The 25,692-nt window shown below is 68.5% G+C and carries 30 protein-coding genes; 20 read left to right on the top strand and 10 right to left on the bottom strand.

Annotation, left to right across the window (positions count from 1 at the left end; translation table 11 throughout):
* Window positions 1-4 precede the first annotated feature (4 nt).
* Window positions 5-1,264, bottom strand: coding sequence for a serine--tRNA ligase (serS, locus tag G6N18_RS16930; RefSeq protein WP_067225533.1), 1,260 nt, complete (start codon window positions 1,262-1,264; stop codon window positions 5-7).
* A gap of 92 nt (window positions 1,265-1,356) precedes the next feature.
* Here serS and G6N18_RS16925 point away from each other — a divergent pair, with 92 nt between their 5' ends.
* From G6N18_RS16925 to G6N18_RS16915, 3 genes are all read left to right on the top strand, one after another.
* Complete coding sequence (locus G6N18_RS16925; RefSeq protein WP_067225532.1) at window positions 1,357-2,832, top strand: septum formation family protein; 1,476 nt, start codon at window positions 1,357-1,359, stop codon at window positions 2,830-2,832.
* Between the two features lie 4 nt (window positions 2,833-2,836).
* The gene (locus G6N18_RS16920) at window positions 2,837-3,187 is read left to right on the top strand and encodes a metallopeptidase family protein (protein WP_067225531.1); all 351 of its coding nucleotides are present in this window, start codon (window positions 2,837-2,839) and stop codon (window positions 3,185-3,187) included.
* Window positions 3,188-3,267: 80 nt separating this feature from the next.
* Entirely contained in the window at window positions 3,268-3,459 is a 192-nt protein-coding gene (locus tag G6N18_RS16915) for a hypothetical protein (RefSeq protein WP_067225530.1), read from the top strand.
* Here the strand turns inward: G6N18_RS16915 and G6N18_RS16910 are convergent.
* Both G6N18_RS16910 and pheA read right to left on the bottom strand, forming a co-directional pair.
* Complete coding sequence (locus G6N18_RS16910) at window positions 3,439-4,125, bottom strand: histidine phosphatase family protein (protein ID WP_067225529.1); 687 nt, start codon at window positions 4,123-4,125, stop codon at window positions 3,439-3,441. The genes G6N18_RS16915 and G6N18_RS16910 overlap by 21 nt on opposite strands.
* The gene (gene pheA, locus G6N18_RS16905; RefSeq protein ID WP_067225526.1) at window positions 4,122-5,048 is read right to left on the bottom strand and encodes a prephenate dehydratase; all 927 of its coding nucleotides are present in this window, start codon (window positions 5,046-5,048) and stop codon (window positions 4,122-4,124) included. The genes G6N18_RS16910 and pheA overlap by 4 nt, the downstream gene beginning before the upstream one ends.
* Window positions 5,049-5,156: 108 nt before the next feature.
* Between pheA and G6N18_RS16900 the strand changes: the two genes are divergently transcribed.
* From G6N18_RS16900 to G6N18_RS16890, 3 genes are read left to right on the top strand one after another with little or no spacing between them, the layout of a single operon-like run.
* On the top strand, window positions 5,157-5,954 hold the full coding sequence (locus G6N18_RS16900; RefSeq protein ID WP_067225523.1) for a DUF2470 domain-containing protein: 798 nt from the start codon (window positions 5,157-5,159) through the stop codon (window positions 5,952-5,954).
* Window positions 5,955-5,973: 19 nt separating this feature from the next.
* A complete protein-coding gene (locus tag G6N18_RS16895; protein WP_067225520.1) occupies window positions 5,974-6,741 on the top strand; it encodes a CPBP family intramembrane glutamic endopeptidase in 768 nt (255 codons plus the stop codon).
* A gap of 30 nt (window positions 6,742-6,771) precedes the next feature.
* Window positions 6,772-8,052, top strand: coding sequence for an LCP family protein (locus G6N18_RS16890; RefSeq protein ID WP_082949470.1), 1,281 nt, complete (start codon window positions 6,772-6,774; stop codon window positions 8,050-8,052).
* Between the two features lie 7 nt (window positions 8,053-8,059).
* On the opposite strand, the gene G6N18_RS16885 is transcribed toward G6N18_RS16890, so the two are convergent.
* Both G6N18_RS16885 and G6N18_RS16880 read right to left on the bottom strand, forming a co-directional pair.
* Window positions 8,060-8,911 (bottom strand): glycerophosphodiester phosphodiesterase, encoded by an 852-nt coding sequence (locus G6N18_RS16885; RefSeq protein ID WP_067225518.1) that lies wholly within the window; start codon window positions 8,909-8,911, stop codon window positions 8,060-8,062.
* 5 nt (window positions 8,912-8,916) lie between these two features.
* Window positions 8,917-9,915, bottom strand: coding sequence for a DUF4328 domain-containing protein (locus G6N18_RS16880; RefSeq protein ID WP_083000231.1), 999 nt, complete (start codon window positions 9,913-9,915; stop codon window positions 8,917-8,919).
* A gap of 450 nt (window positions 9,916-10,365) precedes the next feature.
* Between G6N18_RS16880 and G6N18_RS16875 the strand changes: the two genes are divergently transcribed.
* Window positions 10,366-10,521 (top strand): hypothetical protein, encoded by a 156-nt coding sequence (locus G6N18_RS16875; RefSeq protein WP_163689757.1) that lies wholly within the window; start codon window positions 10,366-10,368, stop codon window positions 10,519-10,521.
* A gap of 80 nt (window positions 10,522-10,601) precedes the next feature.
* Here G6N18_RS16875 and sodN read toward each other — a convergent pair whose 3' ends face one another.
* Window positions 10,602-11,024, bottom strand: coding sequence for a superoxide dismutase, Ni (sodN, locus tag G6N18_RS16870; RefSeq protein ID WP_067225513.1), 423 nt, complete (start codon window positions 11,022-11,024; stop codon window positions 10,602-10,604).
* A 56-nt stretch (window positions 11,025-11,080) separates the two neighbouring features.
* Here sodN and G6N18_RS16865 point away from each other — a divergent pair, with 56 nt between their 5' ends.
* The 4 genes from G6N18_RS16865 to G6N18_RS16850 all read left to right on the top strand — a co-directional run bounded on the left by G6N18_RS16865 (window position 11,081) and on the right by G6N18_RS16850 (window position 13,716).
* On the top strand, window positions 11,081-11,389 hold the full coding sequence (locus tag G6N18_RS16865) for a S24/S26 family peptidase (protein WP_067225615.1): 309 nt from the start codon (window positions 11,081-11,083) through the stop codon (window positions 11,387-11,389).
* Between the two features lie 82 nt (window positions 11,390-11,471).
* Window positions 11,472-12,005 (top strand): peptidase, encoded by a 534-nt coding sequence (locus tag G6N18_RS16860; protein ID WP_083000229.1) that lies wholly within the window; start codon window positions 11,472-11,474, stop codon window positions 12,003-12,005.
* Window positions 12,006-12,268: 263 nt separating this feature from the next.
* Window positions 12,269-12,955, top strand: coding sequence for a TMEM165/GDT1 family protein (locus G6N18_RS16855; protein WP_067225509.1), 687 nt, complete (start codon window positions 12,269-12,271; stop codon window positions 12,953-12,955).
* A gap of 362 nt (window positions 12,956-13,317) precedes the next feature.
* Window positions 13,318-13,716, top strand: a complete 399-nt coding sequence (locus G6N18_RS16850; protein ID WP_067225507.1) for a secretion protein EspR — start codon at window positions 13,318-13,320, stop codon at window positions 13,714-13,716.
* A 51-nt stretch (window positions 13,717-13,767) separates the two neighbouring features.
* On the opposite strand, the gene G6N18_RS16845 is transcribed toward G6N18_RS16850, so the two are convergent.
* Together G6N18_RS16845 and G6N18_RS16840 are read right to left on the bottom strand one after the other, a co-directional pair.
* Window positions 13,768-14,919 (bottom strand): hypothetical protein, encoded by a 1,152-nt coding sequence (locus tag G6N18_RS16845; protein WP_067225506.1) that lies wholly within the window; start codon window positions 14,917-14,919, stop codon window positions 13,768-13,770.
* A complete protein-coding gene (locus G6N18_RS16840) occupies window positions 14,916-15,407 on the bottom strand; it encodes a DUF955 domain-containing protein (RefSeq protein ID WP_067225504.1) in 492 nt (163 codons plus the stop codon). The genes G6N18_RS16845 and G6N18_RS16840 overlap by 4 nt, the downstream gene beginning before the upstream one ends.
* A gap of 187 nt (window positions 15,408-15,594) precedes the next feature.
* On the opposite strand from G6N18_RS16840, the gene G6N18_RS16835 reads away from it, so the two are divergent.
* The 7 genes from G6N18_RS16835 to G6N18_RS16805 all read left to right on the top strand — a co-directional run bounded on the left by G6N18_RS16835 (window position 15,595) and on the right by G6N18_RS16805 (window position 21,213).
* Window positions 15,595-16,251 carry a DUF6474 family protein gene (locus tag G6N18_RS16835; RefSeq protein WP_067225613.1) on the top strand — a complete coding sequence of 219 codons (657 nt, stop codon included), beginning with the start codon at window positions 15,595-15,597 and terminating at the stop codon, window positions 16,249-16,251.
* A 16-nt stretch (window positions 16,252-16,267) separates the two neighbouring features.
* On the top strand, window positions 16,268-16,813 hold the full coding sequence (locus tag G6N18_RS16830; RefSeq protein WP_067225611.1) for a copper resistance CopC family protein: 546 nt from the start codon (window positions 16,268-16,270) through the stop codon (window positions 16,811-16,813).
* A complete protein-coding gene (locus G6N18_RS16825; protein WP_067225502.1) occupies window positions 16,789-17,733 on the top strand; it encodes a CopD family protein in 945 nt (314 codons plus the stop codon). The genes G6N18_RS16830 and G6N18_RS16825 overlap by 25 nt, the downstream gene beginning before the upstream one ends.
* A 94-nt stretch (window positions 17,734-17,827) precedes the next feature.
* Window positions 17,828-18,328, top strand: a complete 501-nt coding sequence (locus tag G6N18_RS16820; protein WP_067225609.1) for a hypothetical protein — start codon at window positions 17,828-17,830, stop codon at window positions 18,326-18,328.
* 45 nt (window positions 18,329-18,373) lie between these two features.
* Window positions 18,374-19,135, top strand: a complete 762-nt coding sequence (locus G6N18_RS16815) for a MerR family transcriptional regulator (RefSeq protein WP_067225500.1) — start codon at window positions 18,374-18,376, stop codon at window positions 19,133-19,135.
* Between the two features lie 9 nt (window positions 19,136-19,144).
* A complete protein-coding gene (rraA, locus tag G6N18_RS16810; RefSeq protein WP_067225498.1) occupies window positions 19,145-19,624 on the top strand; it encodes a ribonuclease E activity regulator RraA in 480 nt (159 codons plus the stop codon).
* A 206-nt stretch (window positions 19,625-19,830) separates the two neighbouring features.
* Window positions 19,831-21,213 carry a 13E12 repeat family protein gene (locus G6N18_RS16805; protein WP_067225496.1) on the top strand — a complete coding sequence of 461 codons (1,383 nt, stop codon included), beginning with the start codon at window positions 19,831-19,833 and terminating at the stop codon, window positions 21,211-21,213.
* 3 nt (window positions 21,214-21,216) lie between these two features.
* On the opposite strand, the gene G6N18_RS16800 is transcribed toward G6N18_RS16805, so the two are convergent.
* Window positions 21,217-22,692, bottom strand: coding sequence for a flavin-containing monooxygenase (locus G6N18_RS16800; protein WP_083000227.1), 1,476 nt, complete (start codon window positions 22,690-22,692; stop codon window positions 21,217-21,219).
* Between the two features lie 79 nt (window positions 22,693-22,771).
* On the opposite strand from G6N18_RS16800, the gene G6N18_RS16795 reads away from it, so the two are divergent.
* Both G6N18_RS16795 and dinB read left to right on the top strand, forming a co-directional pair.
* Window positions 22,772-23,419: a TetR/AcrR family transcriptional regulator gene (locus G6N18_RS16795; RefSeq protein WP_067225491.1), complete on the top strand. Its 648-nt coding sequence runs from the start codon at window positions 22,772-22,774 to the stop codon at window positions 23,417-23,419.
* Between the two features lie 20 nt (window positions 23,420-23,439).
* Window positions 23,440-24,663 (top strand): DNA polymerase IV, encoded by a 1,224-nt coding sequence (gene dinB, locus G6N18_RS16790; protein WP_067225489.1) that lies wholly within the window; start codon window positions 23,440-23,442, stop codon window positions 24,661-24,663.
* A gap of 5 nt (window positions 24,664-24,668) precedes the next feature.
* Here dinB and G6N18_RS16785 read toward each other — a convergent pair whose 3' ends face one another.
* Complete coding sequence (locus G6N18_RS16785; RefSeq protein ID WP_067225487.1) at window positions 24,669-25,673, bottom strand: PHP domain-containing protein; 1,005 nt, start codon at window positions 25,671-25,673, stop codon at window positions 24,669-24,671.
* Window positions 25,674-25,692: the final 19 nt, after the last annotated feature.

Here is a 25,692-nt window from a genome sequence, read left to right as displayed (position 1 = left end):
GCGCTCACTTGGCCGGCGTCAGCAGCTCGGTTCCGACGAAGGGCACCAACGCTTCCGGGACGCGGACGCTGCCGTCGGGCTGCTGGTGGTTCTCCAGGATCGCCACCAGCCACCGCGTCGTCGCGAACGTGCCGTTGAGCGTGGCCGCGGTCTGCGGGCGTCCGTTCTCGTCGCGGTACCGCACCGCCAACCGACGCGCCTGGAACGTCGTGCAATTCGACGTCGAGGTCAGCTCCCGGTAGGTCCTCTGCGTGGGAACCCAAGCCTCGCAATCGAATTTGCGCGCCGCCGACGACCCGAGGTCACCCGCTGCGATGTCGACGATGCGATAGGGCACCTCGATCTTGGCCAACATCTCGCGCTGCCAGCCCAGCAGCCGGTCGTGTTCGGCCTCGGCGTCCTCGGGCTTGCAATAGACGAATCCCTCGACCTTGTCGAACTGGTGCACCCGGATGATGCCGCGGGTGTCCTTGCCGTGGCTGCCCGCTTCCCGGCGGAAACACGACGACCAGCCCGCGTACCGCAACGGCCCGCCGGACAGGTCGAGGATCTCGTCGGCGTGGTAGCCGGCCAGCGGCACCTCGGAGGTGCCGACGAGGTACAGGTCGTCGGCCTCGATGCGGTACACCTCCTCGCTGTGGGCGCCGAGGAAGCCGGTGCCCGCCATGATCTCCGGGCGCACCAGCACCGGGGGAATCATCAACGTGAAGCCGTTCTCGGCGGCCATTCTGACCGCCAGCTGCAGCAGTCCCAGCTGCAGCAGCGCACCCGCACCGGTGAGGAAGTAGAACCGCGCCCCGGCCACCTTGGCGCCACGCTCGAGGTCGATCAGCCCCAGCGCCTCGCCGAGCTCGACGTGATCCTTGGGATCGTCGATGCGCGGCGGCTCGCCGACGGTCTCGAGCACCACGGAGTCGTCCTCGCCGCCGACCGGCACTCCGTCGACGATCACGTTCGACAACGCCATGTGCGCGACGCTGAACGCCCGCGCGGCCTCGGCCTGCTCAGCCTCGGCGGCCTTGACCTTCTCGGCGAGCTGCTTGGCCTGCTCGAGCAGGGCGGGCCGCTCCTCCGGCGAGGCCTTGCCCACCTTCTTGCTCGCGGCCTTCTGTTCGGCGCGCAGATTGTCGGCCGCCGACACCGCGGCCCGGCGGGCGGCGTCGGACTGCAGCAGCGCGTCGACGAGGTCCGGATCTTCGCCGCGGGCGCGTTGCGAGGCACGGACCGCATCCGGGTTTTCGCGCAGCAACTTGAGGTCGATCACGGCGCAACCCTACTGGTCGACGGGGCGGGCCAGCACAACCGCATAACTTTACAACTGCAACAGTTGTCACAGCACCTGACACGCCTGTCACAATGGAGCAGATGTTGGAGGCACCAGGTCGTCCGGGCGACGCGCATGAGCGCGCCGATCTGCAGCGAGACGACACCGAACCGGCGCAGCGGGTGGCGTGGTGGCACAGCCTGCACGCCACGTCGACGCGTCGCGCCCTGTTGCTGACGGCCCTCGGCGGGCTGCTCATCGCCGGCTTCATCACCGCACTGCCGCAGAGCGAGGGTGCCAACGGCCTGACCGCCAGCACGATCTCCCTCGGCCCGCGCGGCAATGCGACGTTCGAGCACGCCAAGGCCGGCGACTGCCTCAACTGGCCCGACCGCACACCCGACGCCGCCGAGATCGTCGACTGCAACTCAGAGCACCGGTTCGAGGTCGCCGAGTCGGTCGACATGCGGACCTTCCCGGGCAGCGAGTACGGGCCGGACGCGGCGCCGCCGTCGAGTGCGCGCATCCAGCAGATCAGCCAGGAGCAGTGCTCGACGGCCGTGAAGCGTTACCTGGGTCCGCGCTTCGATCCGAACAGCCGCTTCACCGTGAGCATGCTGTGGTCCGGCGACAAGGCCTGGCGTCAGTCCGGTGAGCGCCGCATGCTGTGCGGCCTGCAGTTGCCCGGACCCAACAACCAGCAGTTGCCGTTCACGGGCAAGGTCGCCGAGATCGACCAGTCCAAGGTGTGGCCCGCGGGCACCTGCCTGGGAATCGACCCGACCACCAACCAGCCCACCGACATCCCCGTCGACTGCGCGGCTCCGCACGCGATGGAGGTCACCGGCGCGGTGAACCTCGCCGAGAAGTTCCCCGGCGGCCTGCCGCCCGAGCCCGAACAGGACGCCTTCATCAAGGACGCGTGCACCCGGATGACGGACGCTTATCTGGCGCCGATCGAGCTGCGCAGCACCACGCTGACGCTGATCTACAGCACCATCTCGCTACCGAGTTGGTCGGCGGGCAGCCGTCAGGTGTCGTGCAGCATCGGTGCGACCCTCGGCAACGGCGGCTGGTCGACTCTGCTCAACAGCGCCAAGGGTCCGCTGCTGATCAACGGACAGCCGCCGGTCCCGCCGCCGGACATCCCCGAGGAGCGGCTGAACTTCCCGCCGATCCCGATTCCCGACGACGACACGGGCAGCACGTCACAGGTCACCAGTGACCAGTCCTCCGACGACAGCAGCAGCGGCAGCAGCAGTGGTAGCGGTAGCAGCGACCAGTCGACCCATGGGCCCGCGCAGGCGCCGGACACCAGCGAGCCCGAACCGCCGGCCGGCCCCGCGCCCGCGCCGGGCAACACGTTCAACGGAGGGCCGCCACCGCCGGGGGCGCCGCTGCCGCCGGGCGCGCCGGTTCCGCCGCCGCCTCCGCCGGGCGCACCCCCGCCTCCGCCGCCGCCCGCGGCCGCTCCCCCGCCGCCGGTTCCCGCGCCTGCGCCCGCGCCGGCCCCCGCACCGCCGCCCCCGCCGGCACCTGCACCTGCACCTGCGCCACCGGGACCGTAGCCGCGTGACCGTGCGGATGAGCCCGCAACGGTTCGACGAACTGGTCTCCGAGGCGCTCGACCTGATACCGCCGAAGCTCGCCGACGCGCTCGACAACGTCGTCGTCCTGGTCGAGGCCCGCAACGACGAGGAACCCGACCTGCTGGGCCTGTACGAGGGCGTCGCGCTGACCGAACGCGATTCGTGGTACGCGGGTTCGCTCCCGGACACGATCACGATCTACCGCGAGGCGCTGCTGCGGCACTGCGACACCGAGGAGGAGGTCGTCGACGAGGTGGCGATCACCGTGATCCATGAGGTTGCGCACCATTTCGGCATCGACGACCAGCGCCTGCACGAACTCGGTTGGGGATGACAGCCGGAAGATCGCGAAGACCGCCGAAAGCCTCAGCGCGGCAACCACGCTTTGTCCCCCGCTGGTGCTATCAAGAGGCCATGACCGAGTGCCGAGACTGCGTGGTTGGCCTCGAGCACTGCCACGGCACCGTCATCCACCACGCGTCGTGCCGGGCGGAGTGCACCGAACCGGACTGTGTGACCCCCGAAGTGGTGCACACGTTCGTGATCGACTGCGAGGCGATCGGCTGCAATTGCGCCGTCTCGCTGTCAGCCCATCGGGTCGGCTGACTGCAGCGCGTCTTCGACCGGGTGCACGTCGGGCTCCGGGTAGAACGGCGGCGTCATCGACCCCCACCGCACGCAACTCCACCGGCCGTCGGTGATCGGGGCCAGCACGACGGCCTCGGTGTTGCCCAGGTGATGGTCGAGCACGAAGCTGCTCTCGACCCCGGCCAGTACCGACGACACCAGCCGGATCGCCGCGCCGTGGCTGACGACCACGATGTCGCCGTGCCAGGCGTCGTCGTCGAGGTGGCGCATCCGCAGCTGCGTGATGGCCGGCACGTACCGGTCCAACACGTCGTTACCGGTCTCGCCGTTGGGCATCGGCGCGTCGAGGTCGCCTTGGTGCCACTTCTGGTAGACCGTCTCGAACGTCGCGATCGCCTCGTCGTCGTTGCGATCCTCCAGGTCGCCCACCTGCACCTCGTGGATGCCGTCGAGTTCCATTGGCGGTAATCGGAGCGCGCCGGCGATCTCCTCGGCGGTCTGGCGGGCCCGGTGTGCCACCGAATGCGCAAGGATCGCCGGCGGCATCGTCAGGCCCTTGGCGTAAGAGCGCGCCTGGTTTCGGCCGAGATCGGTCAGCTCGGCCCCGGGCGGGCGGGTGTCGAGGCGACGCTGGACGTTCGCCAGTGACTGCCCGTGGCGCACCAGCACCAGGCGCCCGCTCATGGCTTGCCTTCCCTGCGCCGCGCCAGCCAGCGAGAGGCTTCGTCCAGCGCGGGCGGCGCCGCGCCTGCGGCGGCTCCGGTCGGCCAGGAACCTAGGAATCGCACATCCGAACAACGACGGTGCAGCGCCTTGAGTGCCTCGGCGACCGCATCGTCGTCGATGTGGCCCACACAGTCCAGGAAGAACATGTACGTGCCCAGTCCCGTTCGGGTGGGCCGCGATTCGATCCGGGTCAGGTCGATGTCGCGGATCGCGAGCTCGGTCATCGCCGACACCAGCGCGCCGGGCACGTTGGCCAGTCGCAGCACCACCGAGGTGCGGTCGGCGCCCGTGCGGTCCGGCGGCGGAGCGGGCGGGCCGACCAACACGAACCTGGTGCGCGCGTTGGGTTCGTCGACGATGTCGGACGCCAGCGCCGTCAGGCCGTACCGCTGCGCGGCCAGCGCGGTGCTCACCCCCGCATCGGCGCGACCCTCGGCGACGTCGTTGGCGGCGGCGGCGTTGGAGTTGGCGGGCACCAACTGCGCCGACGGCAGATGCTGGGCCAGCCAGTTGCGCACCTGGGCGGCCGCGACGGGAAAGGCTGCGACCGTGGCGACATCGCCGGCCCGCATACCGTCGCGCACCACGATCGTGAACGACACGTCGAGTGTCCGTTCGGCGAAAATCTGCAGGGGCGTACCGGTGGCCAGGCCGTCCAATGTGGGCAGCACCGATCCTTCGATCGAGTTCTCGATCGGCACGCAGGCATAGTCCGCGGCCCCGCTGCGGACCGCGGCCAGCGCGCCGGTGGTGCTGTCGGTCGGGACTGCGGTCACCTCACCGGCGCCCGACCCGCCGGGCAGCATGCCCTCGGCGGACATCGTCAGAAGCGCCACCTCGGTGAAGGTCCCCTGAGGCCCCAGATAAGCGATGCGCGGCACGGCACAACACTATCGGTTCCCTACGGTAATGCCGTTCCGCTGCACGAAAGCCTTGCGAGATCCGCGTGGACCTAGTTAAGTTAGGCTCACCTTATCTGAGGAGGCGGGATGACGACAACGACCACGGCACCGACGACGGCCGAGCGGATCCGCAGCGCGTGCGCGCGGGCCGGCGGCGCGATGCTCGCGGTCGAAGGCTGTGAAAACGTCGAACCCACCGAAACTCCGGTCCACCATCTGCTCGACGACGGCTCGTTCGCGATCACCGTCCCGCTCGACAGCACGGTCGCGGCCAAGGCCGTTTCTGCCGGCACCGCCGGGGTGCAGGCGGTGCTGGAGATGACCGACTATGCGCCGCTGCCGCTGCGCGAGCCGGTGCGGTCCCTGGTGTGGATCCGCGGGCGCCTGCACGACGTGCCGGCGGGCGAGGTGCCCACGCTGCTCGATCTGGTCGCCTCCGAGGACCCCAACCCGGCCCTGCTGCAGGTGAACTCCGGCCCGTCCGACGGCGATCGCGGCTACGCACTGCTGCGCCTCGAGATCGACTCGGTGGTCGTGGCGGACTCCACCGGCGCGGAATCGGTCGGCGTGAGCACGCTGCTTGACGCGCGACCGGACCCGTTCTGCGCGATGGAGTCGTGTTGGCTGCAGCACATGGAGTCGGCACACCGCGACGTTGTCGAGCGGCTGGCCAGTCGGCTGCCGATGTCGTTGCGCCGCGGCCGCGTTCGGCCTCTGGGGCTGGACCGCTACGGCGTGCGGCTTCGGGTGGAAACCGACGACGGCGATCACGACGTGCGGCTGCCGTTCACCAAGCCGGTGGACGACGTCACCGGGCTCAGCCAGGCGATCCGGGTGCTGATGGGCTGCCCGTTCCTCAACGGGCTGCGCGCACGCAAGCTGTGACGCCACTACCGTAGCTCCGGTGACCGGCGCCCGCGACGAGCTGACCGACCGCCAGCGCCGGGCGCTTCGCGTCGAAGTCGCAGTCGTACTGGCGGTGACGTTCGGCCTGTCGGCTTACAGCGCGCTGCTGAACCTGACCGAGTCGGTCCTGCTCGGCCTTTCCGGCCAGGTGGTGGCACTCAATCCGCGCCGTTCCCCGTTCGACCTGATCGACCTCGGGCTCAACCTCGCCTGGGTCTTCCAACTGTCGGCGTGGGGCGGGCTCGCCGTATATCTGTTGTGGCGCAGCGGTTTCGTCCTCGAAACAATCGGGCTGGGCCGACCGCGTTGGCGACCGGACGTGCTCGGTGGACTCGGGTTGGCCGCGCTCATCGGGGTGCCCGGTCTCGCGCTGTATCAGATCGCCCGCTTGCTCGGCATGAACGCCGACGTCGAACCCGCCGAGTTGTACGACACCTGGTGGCGGATACCCGTCCTGCTGTTGACGTCGCTCGCCAACGGCTGGGCCGAGGAGGTGGTCGTCGTCGGCTTCCTGGTCACTCGGCTGCGTCAACTGCGGGTGAGCCCCGCGTCGGCCGTCATCGTCTCCAGCGTGCTGCGTGGCCTGTACCACCTCTATCAGGGCTTCGGGGCGGGCCTCGGCAACCTGGCGATGGGCCTGGTGTTCGGCTACGTCTATCTGCGCACCGGTCGGCTCTGGCCGCTGATCATCGCCCACGCGGTGATCGACGCCGTGGCGTTCGTCGGCTACACCCTGGCCGCCGGCCACCTGGGCTGGTTGCGGTGAACATGGCGGAATGCGACGTAGATTCTTCAGATGACCGACAACCGGCAGCCGCCCCGCGGGTTCGAGCCACCGCCGCGGGCACGCCGGGAGCCGTCGCAGGTGATCCGTCGGGATCCCAACTACCGACCGCCGCCACCGCGGCCGCGAAACCTGCCCCCGCCTCCACCGCCCCCGCCTACGCCTCCGCCGCGCATGCCGCCGCCGCGCACGGCACCACCACGACAGCCACCACCGCCGCCGCGACCACCGCGCGCCCGGCCACCGGCCGCCCGCCAACCCGCACCGCCCCGGACGCCACCACCCCCGCGGCCGCCCGCGCCGACACAACCGAAACCGCCCCGGCGCAAACGCCGTTGGGGCCGACTCATCGCGGCGGTTCTGCTGGTGTTCGTGGTGGCCGCGTTGGTCTTCGTGGTGGCCGGCGGCCTCTGGCTCGACTCGTCGCTTCGGCGCATCCCCGCGCTGACCGACTACCCTGACCGCCCCGCGTCGGGGCCCGGCACAACGTGGCTGCTGGTCGGATCGGACAGCCGGCAGAACCTGACGCCCGAACAGCAAGCGCAGCTGGCCACCGGCGGCGACCTCGGCGATGGTCGCACCGACACGATCCTGCTCGTGCACATTCCCGGCATCGGATCGGGGACACGCACCACGATGGTGTCGATTCCGCGCGACTCCTATGTGTCGATTCCCGGCTACGGCAGCGACAAGATCAACGCCGCCTTCACGGTCGGTGGCGCCCCGCTGCTCGCCCAGACCGTCGAGCAGGCCACCGGGCTGCGGATGGACCACTACGCCGAGATCGGGTTCGACGGGTTCGCCACGATGGTCGACGCCGTCGGCGGTGTCACGATGTGTCCGACCGAGCCCATCAGCGACCCGCTGGCCGGCATCGACCTGCCCGCCGGATGCCAGAAACTCGACGGCCGCAGCGCGCTCGGATTCGTCCGCTCCAGGGCCACGCCGCGCGCCGACCTGGACCGCATGCTTCACCAGCGCGAGTTCATGTCCGCGCTGCTGCACCGCGCCGCGAGCCCCGCAGTGCTGCTCAACCCTCTGCGCTGGTACCCGATGGCGCGCGCCGCCACCGGGGCCGTCGCGGTCAACGAGGACGACCACATCTGGGACCTCGCGCGGCTGGCGTGGGCACTGCGCGGCGATGTCCTGACGACCACGGTGCCGATCGGGGAGTTCTCCGGCGGTGACTCGGGCTCGGTGGTGCTGTGGGACGAGGACGTCGCGAGCCGGTTGTTCGAGGCGCTGCGAACCGACGCACCGGTACCGCAGGACGTCCTCGACGCCGAGCCGTGACCGCGGTCTAGTCCCGGCCGGCCCCGGCCAGCCCATTCTGCAGCCAGTCCTTGGTGCGGCCCGGATGGTTGGTCGCGACCCACGCCACGCCGAGTTCGCGGCAGTACTGCACGTCCTCGAAATGGTCGACCGTCCAGCAGTACAGGGCGCGGCCCTGCGCGGCCGCCCGGTCCACCAACACGGGATGTTCGCGCAAGGTCGCGATCGAGGGCCCCACCGCCGTGGCGCCCACGGTGGTGGCGGCGCTGCCGCCCAGGTACCGCGACGTCTCGCCGAGCAACACCGTCGGCAACATCGGCGCCGCACGCCGGATCCGCCACACCGCGGCCGCCGAGAACGACATCACCACCGCACGCGACAGATCCGCCGATGCGGGGGAGGCGATCCCGAACCGGTGCAGTAGGGCCAGCACCTTGCTCTCCACCAGCGCGCCGAACCGGACAGGGTGCTTGGTCTCGATGAACAGCTTGACCGGCCGGTGCCAGTCCAACACCAGCGAAACCAGCTCGTCGAGGGTCAGCAAGCCGGTTTCCCCTTGCGGCTCATCGCCTTGACGGCTGGGATGCCATGCGCCGTAATCGAATTCGCGCAACTGCGCGAGCGTCATGTCGCTGACGAGGCCGGTCCCGTTCGACGTCCGGTCGACTTTGCGGTCGTGCACGCACACCAGGTGGCCGTCGCGGGTCAGCCGCACGTCACATTCGACGCCGTCGGCACCTTCCTGCAGCGCCAACTCGTACGCCGCGAGCGTGTGCTCCGGCCGGTCGGCCGATGCGCCGCGGTGCGCCACGACGAAGGGGTGCCCGCCGAACGTCGGCCCGGGACTCGCTTCGTCGGCGGCCTTGGCGTCGCCAGTCATGCGCCCTATGCTGCCGGGTTCTGCCCTTCGGACTCAACCGGAACGTCACTTTCCGCCTGCGGCTGATCCTCGGGTACGACCACCCAGCGCTTGGTCGGCCGCTCGACCGGTTGCCGCTCGAAACCGAGGACGACTTTCGCGGCGAGCAGCAGGGCCGCCAGTGCCAGTAGATAAGCCACCGTCGTGGTCATGGTGTTGTCGGCGATTCCCTGCGCGTCCTGGGTGAAGCTCGTCGCGATCGACCAGATCGACACCACGTAGCTGGCCAGCCACACCAGCCACCAGGCCACGATCGGTCGACGCAGCCAGCGCAGGCGCTCCTCGACTCCGGCCAACTCGAGGACGAACACCGGCGCCCAGAACAGGTTGACGAAGGGAAGCAGGCACCCGGCCTGCAGGTGCCAGCCCGGCCGGGGATCCGTCGTCCCCCGATGGGCATACGCGGCGGCCCGCCGCGCGATGAGCCAGTTGGTCAGCACGATGAGGCTGGCGACCACCATGAACAACGCGATGACGCTCAGCGCGGCGCCGAACCACGTCGCACCCGCGGCGATCCACGGATGCAACAGCACTGAGCGGTTGACGATGAGCAGCACGTAGCGCACCAGGTGGATCAGCGCCGCCGCACCCAGCGCCGCCATCGTCGCCAGCAGAGTGCCACGGAGCGTCGCGGCCGACGGTCCTGTCCGCGGCGCCTCCTGCTGATCGTCGAACGGCCGGACCTGGTCCAACAGACCCCACCGCGGAATCGTCGCGTAGCGCGGCGTCGGTCCGAGTGCCAGCCTCGGCCGCCGCGGTATAGGCGGTGCGCCCGGGCGTACCGCGATCCAGCGGTAGCCGGGTGGCCGGCGCGGCGGGGCGCCGGGTGTCGACGCGGTGCCGAAGGAGGCGGCCGGCCCGGGGCCCGACGGCGGGAGCAGCGGTCCGTTGCAGCGTGGGCACCAGACCCTGCGTCGGTCGCGCACGTTCCACCGGGTTCCGCATTGGGAACACACCTGAATCATGTCGCTCCTTGCCTGGCACTCACCACCCGACAGCGTAGCGACGACCCGTCCGACCGCCGCGCCGATCCTCATGTGGCGCGGGCCGTCGGGCAGCCACAGCAATTCCGACCTATCCACAGTTTCCACAGGTTCATCCACAGGCGGGCGCCGCTGCGAACCGGGCGTGAGCCGCTGAATCGAGGTTTCCTGCACCGCTTGCTGTGGATAGAAGTCGCCGCGTCGGGTGTCCTCATCAACAGGTTGCCCGGCGACGAGCGAATAGCCTAGTCAACCTAATGGCGCAACGCGGCGCGGTCGCCTCCGTTCTACTCGGGCGCGACAGCGGGGGCGTCAGCGGGGCCGCCGAATTTCTCCCGTCGGGACAACAGGGGTTATGATCGGCGTCACAGCGGATGTTGTGATGGATCTCACTGGGGGAGAGACACCAAACGTGCAGGTCAGGAGGGGTTGATGACGTCTTCGATGGGTTCGGGTTCGGCGATGCCGCCCACGGAATGGCCGTCGTCGGCGCATGACTACACGTGCACCCAGTGGATGGCGTTCCTGCGGGCCAGCGTGATCGCGCTGGTGCTGCTGGGCGTGCTGGCAGTCATCGTGTTGTTCTGACTCCGGACGCCGCTCGACAATCATGAAAAGAGCCGCCGGTCGTTGAGTCGGCGGCTCTTTTGACGAACGGAATCGGTTGCTCAAGCGGGCGGGTAGACCCCCGCGTCCTTGGACTTCTCGGTCTGCCAGAAGATATCGGCGATCTCGTCGATCGTCGCCAGCAGCTTCTCGGCGACGGCGACGTCGAGCGACTTCTTCACATCACCCGCGCCGTGCACTCCCTCCCAGAACAGCTGGTGCAGGTTGGGGAACTTCTCGAAATGTTCCTTGGTGAAGAAGTCGGCCCACAGCACCATCAGGTGATGCTTGACCAATTCGGCGCGCTCCTCCTTGATGATGATCGCGCGGGCGCGGAAGTGCTCGTCATCGGAGTCGTGATACTTCTGGATCGACTTGAGGCAGGAAAGCGCCTCGATCTTGGCCTGCGCAGGGTCATAGACACCGCAGTACAGATCGCAATGGGCATGGGCTGGGGTGGCGTTGGTGAACATTCGATGCAGCATGTGTCCTAACTTACCCTTTGCGTGTGCGCCGCAACCAGACACCGCGACGCTGGCCGCTGCGGCTGTTCCGCGTCGTCGACGACTCGATGCGCCCGACGCTGCGCCCCGGTGACGGACTTCTGGCCATGCGCTGCGGGAGCATTCGTCGCGGACAGTTACGGGTCTTTCAGGATCCGCGACGTTCGACGCGGTGGCTCGTCAAGCGGGTCGGCGACGTGTACGGCGTGGGACGCGACGCGATCTTCGAGGCCCGCTCGGACAATCCCCGCGCCGCCGGCGCTGCCGACTCCCATGAGTTCGGCTGGATTTCGGCGGCCGGGTCCTACCGTGTGGTGTGGATCGCACGCGGCGGATCCGGCCGTTAGCAGTCGTGTCCCCTTGCGTGCCAGCCGATTCTGCCGCATCCTGAGCGAATCGGCGCGTGAACACCGATGGCGCGGAGGCAATATGGAGAGAGAATCCGGCCGGGCGATCGAGGTCGCCCCGTTCCATTCACGCGGTTCACTCAAGGGGTTCGTGATCTCGGGCCGGTGGCCAGACTCCACCAAGGAGTGGGCCCAGTTGCTGATGGTCGCGGTGCGGGTGGCGTCGCTTCCTGGGTTGCTCTCCACCACAACGATTTTCGGCGCGCGGGAGGAGTTACCCGACGAGCCGGAACCGAACACCGTCGGCCTGGTCCTCGCCGAGGGTACCGTCGTCGGCGAATCAGCGGTGCCGCCAGGATATTTCGCCGAGCACCAGCCGCCGGCGCTGTTGATGCTGCATCCGCCGTCGGAGACCATGCCGTCGCTGCCGGAATGCACTGGGGCGGCGTCCGGTTGCGTGCTGCTGCCCGGCCTTCCCCACTTGGGCCTCGAACATCGGGCCGCCTGGGTCGAGGCGGAAGCGGACGGGACGGTGACGTCCATGGTGAGCAGAGTCGGCGTCGACCCGATCAGCCATCCCGACACCGCGATCCTCGCGATGCTCCTTGCGGCATAAGGTATTTCGAAGCATTTGATTCGGGCTCCTGAACGACGGATTCGGCTGCCCGAAACGTCGGCGGGCGGTGGCGCGCCGGCCTGAGCGCAGCTATGGTCGGTGGAGTAAGCGAAGGGGAGTAGCCCCCAATCGTCGTGTCGACATACTGGCGCAAGCCCGGCCGGCGAACCGCACCTCACGAAGTGGCGGTGGGCGAGACCTTCGACCGAAGTCGACGGGCGTGAGAATCGATCCGTCGGCGACGCGTCGAAAGGGTCGTCCGAATGCTCACCGCAATCCTGGTCAGTCTCGCAGTCGTCTTCGTCGCCGAACTCGGCGACAAGTCCCAGCTGATCACCATGACCTACTCACTGCGCCACCGCTGGTGGGTGGTGCTGTCCGGCGTCGGGATCGCCGCGATGCTGGTGCACGGCCTGTCGGTGGCGATCGGACATTTCCTCGGGCTGACCCTTCCCGAGCGCCCGATCGCTTTCGTCGCTTCCATCGCGTTCCTGTTGTTCGCGGTGTGGACGTGGCGAGAACGCAGTGACGACGGCAAGGAGGTGCGGATCGCCGAGCCGCGCTTCGTCGTGCCCGCGATCGTCTCCTCATTCGTGCTCGCCGAACTCGGCGACAAGACGATGCTCGCCACCGTCGCGCTGGCCAGCGATCACCACTGGGCCGGCGTCTGGATCGGCGCGACGGCCGGCATGGTGCTCGCCGACGGTGCGGCGATCGCGGCCGGCAGGCTGATGCACAAGCGGTTGCCCGAACGCTTCCTGCACGGTCTGGCCAGCGTGCTGTTCCTGCTCTTCGGTCTGTGGCTGCTGTTCGACAGCGCCCTCGGGCTGCGGTGGGTCGCCGCGGCGGTCGTCGGCTCGGTCATCGTCCTGGCGGTCGTGGCCTGGCTGGTGCGCAACCGCACCGCGACCGTGGATCCCAATACGTTGGAGCCCTCGTCGCCGTCCTGACGGCAACCACTCTCGACTCGTTCCGCGACGCCGGGTTCGAATATCGGCAAACTTCGAATTCTGCTTCTGCACTCAAGATCAGCGTTGCCGAGGGCGCACAGCGACAATTCGGTTGCGGCGTCGGACACTCCGTTGGCAAAGCTAGCTCGACATTGCCGTCAATATTTGCTTCGTCGCACCTTGAAGAAGCGGAACCGGTAGGCTCTCAGCACGTCGCAGCGGCCACCGGAGGCAGTACCGACCGAACGGGTGAGTTAACTTTTCCCGGGTTTGCACTTGGTTGACGCCACTACACTCGCTACGATGAGCAGCAAATACGCCGCTAATACACCGCTCGTTTATTGCATGTGGAGGTCATATCGATGAGCACGACGTTTGCCGCCCGCCTGAACCGGCTGTTCGACACGGTCTACCCGCCGGGACGCGGCCCACACACCTCCGCTGAGGTGATTGCGGCGCTCAAGTCCGAGGGCGTCACCATGTCTGCGCCATACCTTTCTCAGCTGCGCTCCGGCAACCGCACCAACCCCTCTGCGGCCACCATGGCCGCTCTTGCCAACTTCTTCCGGATCAAGCCGGCCTACTTCACCGACGACGAGTACTACGAGAAGCTGGACAAGGAGCTGACCTGGCTCGCCAGCATGCGTGACGAGGGTGTTCGGCGTATTGCCGCACGCACTGTGGGGCTGTCGCCGGAGGCTCAGCAGGACATCGTCCAGAAGGTCGATGAGCTGCGCCGCCGCGAGCATCTCGACGATTAGCCCGACCGGGCGGTGAATGCGGAACCCGGCGAATCCGCGTAACGGAAACAGCTACGCCGGCTGGGCCGCCGCGCCACCGTGCCGGGTCAGCGCGCGGTACTGCTCGGCGATCTCGAGGATCCACTCGCGGTCTGAATAATCGCCCGGTTGTCGCAGCCACCCGAGGCCGGGAAAGCTCGCGTGCTGGACCTCCGATGCGGCGTCGCTCCCGGCGTATATCCACTCCGCGATCGCCCGCGCCTGCTCCTTCGGCGGCACCGACGGCGACTCCAGTTCGGTCTCGTCCTCGCCGGAGAGCGCGCCGGCCGAATCGACCCGCAGCTTGCGTGTGTGGTCGGCTGCGGTGGCTTCCAGGAACAGCGCGTCGGAAACCAGCGACATCCGCTCCGCCACCCGGAACACGAGCGGTCCGCGGGGCCGCACGCCGATACCGATGTCGGGATGCCTGCGCCCGAGTTCGGTGAGGATCGGCTGAATCACCCGCAGTTCCCGCCGCGCACCGAACCAGTCCTCGACGCTGGGCAGCAACGCCCCCGCGGCGACGACGAGCATCGCGCAGCCCAACAGCGTCGCAGCGGCTCCGACGCCCACCGGTCCACTCCTGCCGGCGGCGCGCAGGAGGAAGAAGCCTGAGGCCGCCACGATCAGGACGATGCCGATCGTGAACACGAACAACGCCCGACCTCGGCGAGTGCGGTTCGAGTGGCGAAGGCCCGCCCACGCCACCAACGACAGCGCCAGCAGCACATAGAGCAGCGGCAGCAGCCACGGCAGCGGGTAGCCGGCGTTGTTCAGGTTGCGCCGCAGGTACTCCTGCGGCGACATCTCGGGTTGCCGGCCTGCGGCGAAGAAGCTCACCAGGCTCACCGAGGCGATCACCGCGGCCACGCTGTACTGGGCGATCGCGACCTTGCGGACCGTGGCGGGTTTACGTGCCGAGGAGACGGTCGTGATCATCACGCAGCTGCCCGCCGCGCACGCGACGAGGGCCACCTGGGACAGCCCCATCGAGATGTTGGGCCATCGCAGCAGCGTGTCGATCAGCAGCGTGAGCGGTTGCCAGTTGAGGGCGGCGATCACGCCGAGACTGCCCAGCGCAAGGATCATCGCGGTGCTCACCAGGCTCTGCTTGTTGACCAGCGCCCAGCCGATGCGTAGGCCCGTGGCCAGTCCGAGCAGACCGGCGATCACCCAGACGATCAACCAAACGCCTCTCCGAGCCGGACCTGGACGATGGACGAGCGATCCGATGGCAACCGGCCCAGCCGGTACAGCAGCAGCGCCGCGAAGTCCTCGGCCTCCTGCTCGGCCTCCTCACCGGCGGGCCCCATACAACCGGTCCGCTGGTTGAGCATGTAGCCGATCAGGTCGGAGCTGGCGACCTCCGTGGTCTCCCGGGCCGCTTGGGCAACCGGGATGCCGTCGTGACCGAGCACCAGGTGTCCCAGTTCATGGGCAAGCGTGCGGTCCCATGCCGGCAGCCCCTTCTGAATCAGGAAGACGTCACGGTCGGCGTACTGCCGCCACTGCCCACATACGCCGGGCGGCAGATCCGCCGTCTTGAGTTCGATGGGCCGATCGCGGTCCGCGCTGACGGCCTCGACGAGCCGGGTCAGCGACACTTCCCCCTGCCGCGGCGCCAGTTCGAGTACGGCACCGACCGCGCGGGTGACACGGCGGCTGGCTGGCATGAGGCCCCCCTTTCGACCGTGGCCGGTCTCGGCCTGGTGACAACCGGTCCGACGACCCGTCGATTCTCGCACAAACGCATCCAACCGTTCGCTGGCCGATCAAAGTCGAACGATAGGGTTGGGCGGCATCGACAACCCGCACCGCACGACGTCAACAGTCGAGAACAACACCGGGAGGCAAGCCGGGATGAGCCTGTTCAAGCGACGCAAAACCCGCGCCACCCGTAAGGCCGAGGCCCGCGCGATCAAGGCGAAGGCGAAGTTGGAAGCGCGGCTGGCCGCCAAGAACGAGGCCCGCCGCATCAAGGCCGCGCACCGCGCCGAGACCAGAGCGTTGAAGGCGCAGCTGAAGGCCCAGCGCGACAGTGACCGGGCCGCTCTCAAGGTCGCCGAGACGCAGTTGAAGGCCGCCCGTGAAGGCAAGCTGTTCTCGCCCACGCGGATTCGCCGCATGCTCACCGTGACGCGGCTGCTCGCCCCCCTCGTCGTTCCGCTCGCGTACCGCGCGGCGGTCACCGCGCGCGGCTACGTCGACCAACGCCGCGCCGACCGCCTCGGTGTTCCGCTCAGCCAGATCGGCCAGTTCAACGGCCACGGCGCCCAGTTGTCGGCCCGCATCGCCGGCGCCGAGCAGTCGTTGCATCTGGTCGCCGAGAAGAAGCCGAAGGACGCCGAGACCAAGCGGTTCGTCGCCGCGATCACCGAGCGCCTCGGCGAGCTGTCGGCCGCGGTCGCCGCCGCCGAGCACATGCCGACGCCGCGCCGCCGGTCGGCGCACGCTGCCATAGAACGCCAACTCGACGGTATCGACGCCGACCTGATGGCCCGGCTCGGTTTGAGCTGAGGCCGCGATGTCGCCGATGCCGTCGATCACCGGGGCTAGCGTTCGCGCCCGGGTCAAACCCGCCGCCGCTTGCGTGGTCGTGGTGCTCTGGCTCGCCGCACTTGCGCTGGCGGGCGCCGGCACCGCCGCCGCGCACGCCACCCGCATCGCCACGGATCCGGCGGAGAACGCCGAGCTGACCCAGGGCCCGCCGAGGGTGTCGGCGACATTCAGCGAAGCACTGCAGGCTCAGTTCGCGGCGATGACCGTCGTCGGCCCGGACGGCAACCTGTGGTCGACCGGCGAACCGCGGGTCGACGGGGCCGTGCTCAGCGTGGGAGTACGTCCGCTCGGACCGTCCGGCAGTTACACGGTGAACTACCGCGTGACGTCTGCCGATGGCCACGTGATCAACGGGTCGTGGTCGTTCCGGTTGACCGTGCCGGGGCCAGGGGCGCCGGGCCCGTCGGCGGCCACTCCGGCCGACTCCCCTGACGAAACGATTCCGGTGTGGCCGTTCTATGTGGGCGCCGTCGTGATCGTCGGCGCCGGCGTCGTGTGGGCGGTGCGGCGGCGCACGTGACGCGTCGAAGCACGGTGGCCGCCGGGACGCTGGTCGCCGTTGCCGCGGCGGTCCTGGCCTGGGCGCTGGCTTATCCACAGGCGTCGCTGAGCCTCACCGCGGTGCGCGTTCTCGCCGACTGCGCAGGCGTCGTCACGCTGGGTTTGACCGTGCTGCCGATGCTCGACGGCGAGCGCCACCGCGGCGAGCTGATGACCCGGGCGACGCAGCCGCTCGCCGCCGCCTCGGCGGTGTGGCTGCTGGCTGAGCTGACCCGGATGCTCGGCGCGGCCGCGCAGGCCGCGGCGGCTCCGGTCGGCCGGCTCGGCGTACAGACCACCGTCGACTTCCTGACGACGACGGCCGCCGGCCGAACGGGCGTGCTGGCCGCAGCGGCCGCGGCGGTCGTGTGTGGCGCGGCCGTCATCGTGCCGCGGTCCGCGTCGTCGAACGTCGTGATGACGGGTGTCGCGGCGGTCGGGGTTGCCGCACGACAACTCACCGGACACTTCGCCGAGAGCCCGCTGGGTGGTCTGGCGGTGACCGTTCACACGCTGGCCGCCGCGCTGTGGTGCGGTGCCCTGGCGGCCCTGGTCCTCACCGTCGAGCACCGCGGACAGTGGGCCCGGATGCTGCCGCGCTTCTCGCAGTTGTCGTTGGCCTGCGTGCTGGTGCTGCTGATCGGCGGGGCGGTGGGGGCCGCGGTCCGGCTGGCCTCACCGGTCGAGTTGTATGCCACCGGGTACGGACGGCTGTTGTCGGCCAAGATCGCGACGACCGTCGTACTCGTCGTCCTCGGCTGGCGCAACCGCACGATGTGGTTGCCCGCCGCGCGCGCCCATCGGGCCTCCGCGGTGGTGTCACGGACCCGGGCGCGGGTCGAGACCACGCTGATGATCATCGCCCTGGCACTGGCCGCCGGACTGGCCGTCGCCGGTTAGCGCCCCACCCCACTGGCATGATGGGATCGTTCCACTGCCGGTTCCCATGCTCGGCCGGCCTGGCGGAGACAAGACACTGCAAAGGAGCAGCCCGATGGCAGACCAGCAGGGCCGACCCGACGAACAGCCGCAAGGCTCACCACCCGCGGATGAGTCGACCCCGCAGCCCGCTGCCGCGGAGTCGGCGGGCACCTCCGCAGACCCACTGATCCCTCCGGCACCGGCGAAGAAGACGCCGGCCAAGAAGGCCCCGGCTAAGAAGGCCGCCAAGAAGACGCCCGCCAAGAAGGCCGCGAAAAAGGCGGCACCGGCGAAGAAGGTCGCGAAGAAAGCCCCGCCCAACAAGGCGCCGGCGAAGAAAGCGCCCGCCGCCGAGCAGGTCGGTACCGGGACCAACCTGGAATCGGCGGCGAAAGAGACTGCCGCCAAAGCGAAGTCGACTGTAGCCAGCGCGACCAATCCGGTGTCCGGACCGGCGCCGGTGCCATTGATCGGCCCCGAACAGTCGCGGCTGCCGGTTGCCGCGGCGATCGCGGCGGGCGTGTTGGCGATCCTGGTGCTGCTGCTGGTCCGCCGCGGTAGCGGCGACGACTGACCGAGGACTTGACCCTCACGCGGCGTCAGGGTCGATAGTGGCGCTATGGACGCCAACACCGTCGGCGCAGTAGCCGCCCTCACGGGCGTCTCGGTGCGCACCCTGCACCACTACGACCACATCGGCCTGGTGGTGCCGAGCGTGCGCACTTCGGCGGGCTACCGCGGCTACACCGACGCTGACATCGAACGGCTGCACGTGGTGCTGGTGTACCGATCGGTCGGACTGCCGCTCGAGGAGATTCGCGCCCTACTCGACGGGGAGGCGAATGTACTCGACCACCTCGAGCGGCAGCACCGGCTGCTACTGGAGCAGGCCGACCGCCTGCAACACACGATCAAGGCAGTGGAGGAACTGATGAGCGCACACCGTAGCGGAATTCAACTGACCGCTGAGGAACAGGTGGAGATCTTCGGCCCAGAGGCGCACACGCGGATCAGCACTGAGTACGCGGCCGAAGCCGAGGAGCGCTGGGGCGACACCGATGCGTGGAAGCAGTCTCAGCAGCGGGCTTCGCGGTTCACCAAGCAAGACTGGATCGACATCAAGGCCGAGGGCGACGCGCTGCTGCAGGCGTTGGCCGAGGCCAAGCGCCGCGGCGTGGTGGCGGGCTCGGCCGAGGCCGACGCGCTCGCCGAGCGGCACAGGTTGTCGATCGAACGGTTCTACGACTGCGACCACGAGATGCAGGTCTGCTTGGCGCAGATGTATGTGGCCGACGAGCGGTTCACCCGGTACTACGACGACGTCGAGCCTGGGCTGGCGCAGTTCCTGCACGACATCATCGTGGCGAGGTCTGATCGCTAGCATCGAGCGGTGAGCATCGAGCCCCGCCCCACCGCCGACCTGGTCGACGAGATCGGTCCCGACGTCCGCAGCTGCGACCTCCAACTACGCCAGTTCGGCGGCCGCGCCCAGTTCGCCGGACCGATCACCACGGTCACGTGTTTCGAGGACAACGCCTTGTTGAAATCGGTGCTCTCCGAACCGGGCGATGGCGGCGTCCTGGTGATCGACGGCGACGGGTCGGTGCACTCGGCCTTGGTCGGCGACGTCATCGCCGGCCTCGGCGTTGACAACGGCTGGGTCGGGCTCGTCATCAACGGCGCGGTCCGCGACTCGGCGACCCTGCGCACCCTCGACATCGGTATCAAGGCGCTCGGTACGAACCCGCGCAAGAGCAGCAAAACCGGTGCGGGCGAACGGGATCAGCCCGTCGAGTTCGGCGGCGTCGTGTTCGAGCCCGGCCACATCCTCTACAGCGACGACGACGGCATCGTCGTGGTGGAACGCTAGCCGATCGCTCGCCCCAGCTGTAGCACAACGTCAGTGGGCCTCGTCTGTAGGGATTGTTGCAGCGCGTGTATCACATGGCTGCGACATCTTGGCCGCGTCGTGCCGCTGGCGCCCTGGGTTGTGCACAAGGCGGGATTGATCCACAGATCGCTGGCGGATCGTCCCGAGGCATCTGATTTGGCGTGTGCGCTCGATACCGTTGCGGTATGGGCGAATTCATCACCGGAGCCGCAGCGCGGGAACAGTTCTGCGCGCTGCTGGACCAGGTCGATGACGCCCATGCCCGGATACGTGAACTGTCCTCGGATGAGGTTGGCACCGAGTTTCGGGTCGAGATGGCCGAACGCCTCGAGGCGCAGGAGCGCAGCAATCGGGGGTTGATGTATCGGGTGTTCGGTCAGATCGCCAACCCGCCGGACGAGCCCGCGATGGTACCCACGGTGGTGGATCGGCTGTGGGCGCGGCTGCGCCTCCCGCCCAACGAAATCAAGCGGCGGATGAAGGTGGCCGCGCGGTTATGCCCGCGCCGCCAGATCAGTGGCCCACCGCTGCCGGCCGAATTGGCAGAGGTAGCAATCGCGGTATCTGACGGGTTGATCGGTGAAGACCATCTCAAGGCGGTCACCAAAGCGTTGGACAAGCTGCCCTCCTGCGTGTCGGCCGCGGAGCGCGACGAGGTCGAAGCCAGCCTGGTGCGTGAGGCGATCAAGAGTGACGCCGAGATCGTCAAGACGGCGGCAAAGATGATCGATGCGATATTCAACCCCGATGGCGACTACGACGAGAAGGATCGTGAGCGCCGCCGCGGCATCACGTTGGGCCCTCAGGGGCGCGATGGCATGTCGCGGCTTCACGGCTGGATCGACCCGGAGACTCGCTGCTATGTGGAGGCCGCCACCGCCGCGGCGCGGCCGGGCCGCCACCTGCCCGACGGCACGACGGCCGAGGTCAAGGACGAGCGCGGTATGGCTCAGCGCTGCCACGACGGCATCAAACTGGGCCTCAAGGCCGGCATCGCCTCAGGTGAGCTGGGTCAGCATCGCGGGCATCCGGTGACGGTGATCGCACGCACCACCCTGGCGGAACTCAACCAGGCCGCTCACGCGGTAAGCGACGCCGCCGTCCCGATGCCGCCACCGGCGCGCACGGGCGGTAACACCGCCTTGCCGATGCGTGACTTGATCCGTATGGCCAGCGATGCCATCCACTATCTGGCGGTGTTCGACGATCACAGTGACCGCCCGCTCTACCTCGGCCGCCAGAAGCGGGTGGCCACCGCAGATCAGCGCATCATCTGCTACGCCCGCGACGGTGGCTGCACCCGGCCCAACTGCACCGCACCTGGCTATCACAGCGAGGTGCACCACAGCCCCGACTGGGCGATGGGCGGCCCGACCGATGCCGATCACCTCTTCTTCGCCTGCGGGCCCGACCACAAACTCGCAACCGACGGCCACTACACGACGACTGTCACACAGACCGGTCGGCTGGCGTGGACCAACGGCATCTCACCGCCGCAGGTCAACCGCATTCATGATCCGGACGAACTTTTCCGCAGCGACGCGGACCCGCCGAGCTTCTCGGCGTGAGGACTAGACCGAGGCCTTCACCGGCGCATGGTGCTTGCTGAACTTGAGCGCCTCGTCGTCGACCCGGCCGCGCCGGATCAAGCGCAGATCCAACAGGTAGTTCTGCTTCAGGCGCCACGGCGCGACGTGTCCGGCCTTGGGCAGATAGTCCAGTGCACGCAGAACATAGCCGGGGGTGAAGTCCATCAGCGGGCGCTCGTCGACGCTGTTTCCCGGGTGCTGCGGCTCGACCGTGTCAAATCCCTTGGCGTCCATGTAGTTCAGCACTCGGCAGAAGTACTCTGACACTAGATCGGCCTTCAGTGTCCACGATGCGTTGGTGTAACCGATGGTGAACGCGAGGTTCGGCATGTGGGTGAGCATCATGCCCTTGTAGGCCATCGTGTCGTGAAGATTGATCGGCTCACCGTTGCGCATGATCGTGGCCCCGCCGAACAACTGCAGGTTCAAACCCGTTGCGGTGATGATGATGTCGGCGGCGAGCTCCTCACCGGAGGTGAGCTTGATACCCGTCTTGGTGAACCGCTCGATGGTGTCGGTGACGACGTCAGCCTTGCCGTGCCGGATCGTCTTGAACAGGTCACCGTTGGGCGCCAGGCACAGCCGCTCGTCCCACGGGTTGTACTTCGGTCCGAAGTGCTTTGCCACGTCGTAACCTTCGGGCAGACGGCGCTGCGCCATGGTCATCAACTGCTTGCGCATGAACTTCGGGAAGCGCCTGCTGATCTTGTACTGCGCGGCCTGGAACAGGATGCTCTTCCAGCGGTTGAGCACGTACGCCGGTTTCTCCGGCAGCGACTTGTTGGTCTGGACGGTGAACGGGTCCACATCGGGCAGCGCGCCGATGTAAGTCGGCGAACGCTGCAACATCGTCACGTGGCCGGCACCCGAGTTCGCCAGCGCGGGGATCAGCGTGACCGCGGTGGCACCGCTGCCGATCACGACGATCTTCTTGCCCTGGTAATCGAGATCCTCGGGCCAGTGCTGCGGGTGGATGATCGTGCCCCCGAAGTCGTCGCGGCCGACGAACTCCGGCGTGTAGCCCTCGTCGTAGTTGTAGTAGCCGCTCGCGGCGAACAGGAACGAAGCGGTGATCTCGGCTTCCTCACCATCACGCTCGACGCGCACCGTCCACCGGTTGTCAGCGTCCGACCAGTCCGCGCTGACGACCTTGTGGCCGTAGCGGATGTGCTTGTCGATGCCGGACTCGGCGACCGTCTCCTCGAGGTAGGCCATGATCGACGGCCCGTCGGCGATCGCCTTCTCCGACGTCCACGGCTTGAAGCGGAAGCCGAGCGTGAACATGTCGGAGTCCGACCGGATGCCGGGGTACTTGAAGAGGTCCCAGGTGCCGCCGAGGTTGGCCCGGCGCTCCAAGGTCGCGTAACTCTTGCCCGGGCAGCGGTCTTGCAGGTGCCAAGCGGCGCTGATGCCGGAGATGCCAGCTCCGACGATGACGACGTCGAGGTGTTCGCTCATGGTACGGCAGCGTATCAACGGTGCGTCGAACTAGTCAACAGTGTGTTGAGAAACTCGACACCGTGTAAAGTAGGCGAACGTGACCACTGTCAGCCACCCCCGCGGCTCGCGGGCCCGCCGCACCCCACGGCCGTCGGGCGACGACCGTGAACAGGCAATTCTCTCGACGCTCGAGGGACTGCTCGAGGTCCGGTCGCTGGCCGACATCTCGGTCGACGACCTCGCCAAGGGTGCCGGAATCTCACGGCCGACCTTCTACTTCTACTTCCCGTCCAAGGACGCCGTACTGCTCGCACTCGTCGAGCAGGTGATCAACGAGGCCGACCGCAACGCCGACGCCGCGATGGGCGGTTTGGACACGGCCGTGGACCCGGCCGGCGTCTGGAAGGCCATCAACGCCTTGTTCAGCACTTTCGGCTCCCATCGCGCGGTCACGCTCGCGGGCGCGACGGCACGGCCGACGAACACCGAGGTGCGTGCGCTGTGGTCGCGGTTCATGCAGAAGTGGATCGACCACACCACCGCGTCGATCGCCAGTGAGCGGGCCCGCGGCGCAGCGCCCGAGACCATCCCCGCGCACGACCTCGCCACGTCTCTGAACCTGATGAACGAGCGCACCATGCTCGCCGCCTTCGCCGCCGAGCAACCGGCCGTCGACCCGGCACAGCTGGTCGACACGCTGGCCCACATCTGGGTCACCAGTATCTACGGCAAGGCCCCGCACTAGTCACACCGCGATGCGAACATATGTTCGTGTCCGAGGGTCGGTTGGGGCGGTCCGAACCGTCGATCATGCACGCCGATCTGGATTCGTTCTATGCGTCGGTTGAGCAGCGCGACGACCCGGCGCTGCGTGGGCGGCCGGTGATCGTCGGCGGCGGTGTCGTGCTCGCGGCCAGCTATGAGGCCAAGGCATACGGCGTGCGCACCGCGATGGGTGGCCGCGAAGCCCGTCGCCTCTGCCCCCACGCGATCGTCGTGGCCCCGCGCATGTCGGCGTATTCGCAGGCCAGCCACGCGGTCTTCGAGGTCTTCCACAACACCACGCCTGTCGTCGAACCGCTGTCGGTCGACGAGGCGTTCCTCGACGTGTCCGGTCTGTGGCGGGTCTCGGGCACGCCGGTCGAGATCGGCGCCCGGTTGCGCGCGCAGGTGCGCGACCAGGTGGGCCTGCCCATCACGGTCGGCATCGCGCGCACGAAGTTCCTGGCCAAGGTCGCCAGCCAGGAGGCCAAGCCGGACGGGCTGCTGCTCGTGCCGCCCGACCGCGAACTGGCCTTCCTGCACCCCTTGCCGGTGCGGCGGCTGTGGGGCGTCGGCGCGAAGACGGCCGAGAAGCTCCGCGCGTACGGGATCGAAACCGTGGCCGACGTTGCCGAGCTGAGCGAATCCACGCTCGGGTCGCTGGTCGGCGGCGCCATGGGCAGCCGGTTGTTCGCGTTGTCGCGCAACATCGACCGGCGCCGGGTGGTCACCGGGGTGCGCCGCCGCTCGGTCGGCGCGCAGCGCGCGCTGGGCCGGCGCGGGAACACGATGTCGACCACGGAGGTCGACGCCGTGGTCGTCAATCTGATCGACCGGATCACCCGCCGGATGCGCAAGGCCGGCCGGACCGGACGCACGGTGGTGTTGCGGTTGCGGTTCGACGACTTCAGCCGCGCCACCCGGTCGCACACGATGCCCCGCGCTACGGCGTCGACGGAGGTCATCCTGCAGGCTGCGCGCGGCCTCGTCGCCGCGGCGGCTCCGCTGATCGCCGCGCGAGGTCTGACACTGGTCGGTTTCGCGGTGTCGAACATCGACCGGGATGGCGCGCAGCAACTCGAGTTGCCGTTCGAGGAGGTCCAGGACACGACCGCCGTCGACGAAGCGGTCGACCAAGTGCGCCGGCGGTACGGCAACGCCGCGGTCACGCGAGGTGTCCTCCTGGGGCGCGACCCCGGCCTAGAGATGCCCCTGCTACCGGACTGAGCGTTTCAGGATTCGGTCCACGCCAGCAGGTCCTCGGCCGGCCAGGTGTTGACGATCCGTTCGACCGGTATTTCGGCGTCGAGCGCACGCTGCGCTCCGTAAGCGAGGAACTCCAGTTGCCCGGGGGCGTGCGAATCGGTGTCGATCGAGAACAGGCAGCCGATCTCCAGCGCCAGGTTGAGCAGCCGCGTCGGCGGGTCGCGGCGTTCGGGTCGCGAGTTGATCTCGACGGCGGTGCCGTTGTCCCGGCAGGCGGTGAACACCTTCTCGGCGTCGAACTTCGACTCGGGCCGCATGCCGCGGCCGCCGGTGACCAGCCGGCCGGTGCAGTGCCCCAGCACGTCGGTGTGCGGATTGGCCACCGCCTTGAGCATGCGACGCGTCATCGACGGGGCGTCCATCGACAACTTCGAGTGCACGCTGGCCACCACGACGTCGAGGCGCTCGAGCAGTTCGTCCTCCTGATCGAGTGAGCCGTCCTCGAGTATGTCGACCTCGATGCCTGTGAGGATCCGCATCGGCGCGACCGTCTCACGCAACTGGTCGATGACATCGAGTTGCTGGCGCAGCCGATCGGGCGACAGACCGTTGGCGATCCGCAGGCGTGGCGAATGATCGGTCAGCGCGCAGTACTCGTGTCCCAGATCCCTTGCGGCGAGCATCATCTCCTCGATCGGGGCCGACCCGTCGGACCAGTTGGAGTGCACGTGCAGGTCGCCACGCAGCGCGGCACGGACGTCGCCGCCGCCCAGATCGGCGGCGCTGGAGCGGAGTTCGGTCAATACGTCCGGCTCGCGCCCGGCCCATGCCTGTGCGATGACCTTCGCGGTCTTGGGGCCGACGCCGGGTAGCGACTGCCAACTGTTCGCGGTGCCGTGGCGGTCGCGTTCGGCGTCGGAGAGCGCTTCCACGACGTCGGCGGCGTTGCGGTAGGCCATCACCCGGCGCGGTTCTTCGCGCGCGCGGTCCTTGTAGTAGGCGATCTGCCGGAGGGCGACGACGGGGTCCATGCCTCCAGTGTGCACAGGG

Origin of the sequence: Mycolicibacterium celeriflavum (assembly GCF_010731795.1) — a bacterium.
GTDB classification, from domain to species: Bacteria; Actinomycetota; Actinomycetes; order Mycobacteriales; family Mycobacteriaceae; genus Mycobacterium; species Mycobacterium celeriflavum.
Note: the sequence above shows the minus strand (reverse complement) of the source record. Positions and strands in the feature narration are given on the sequence as shown.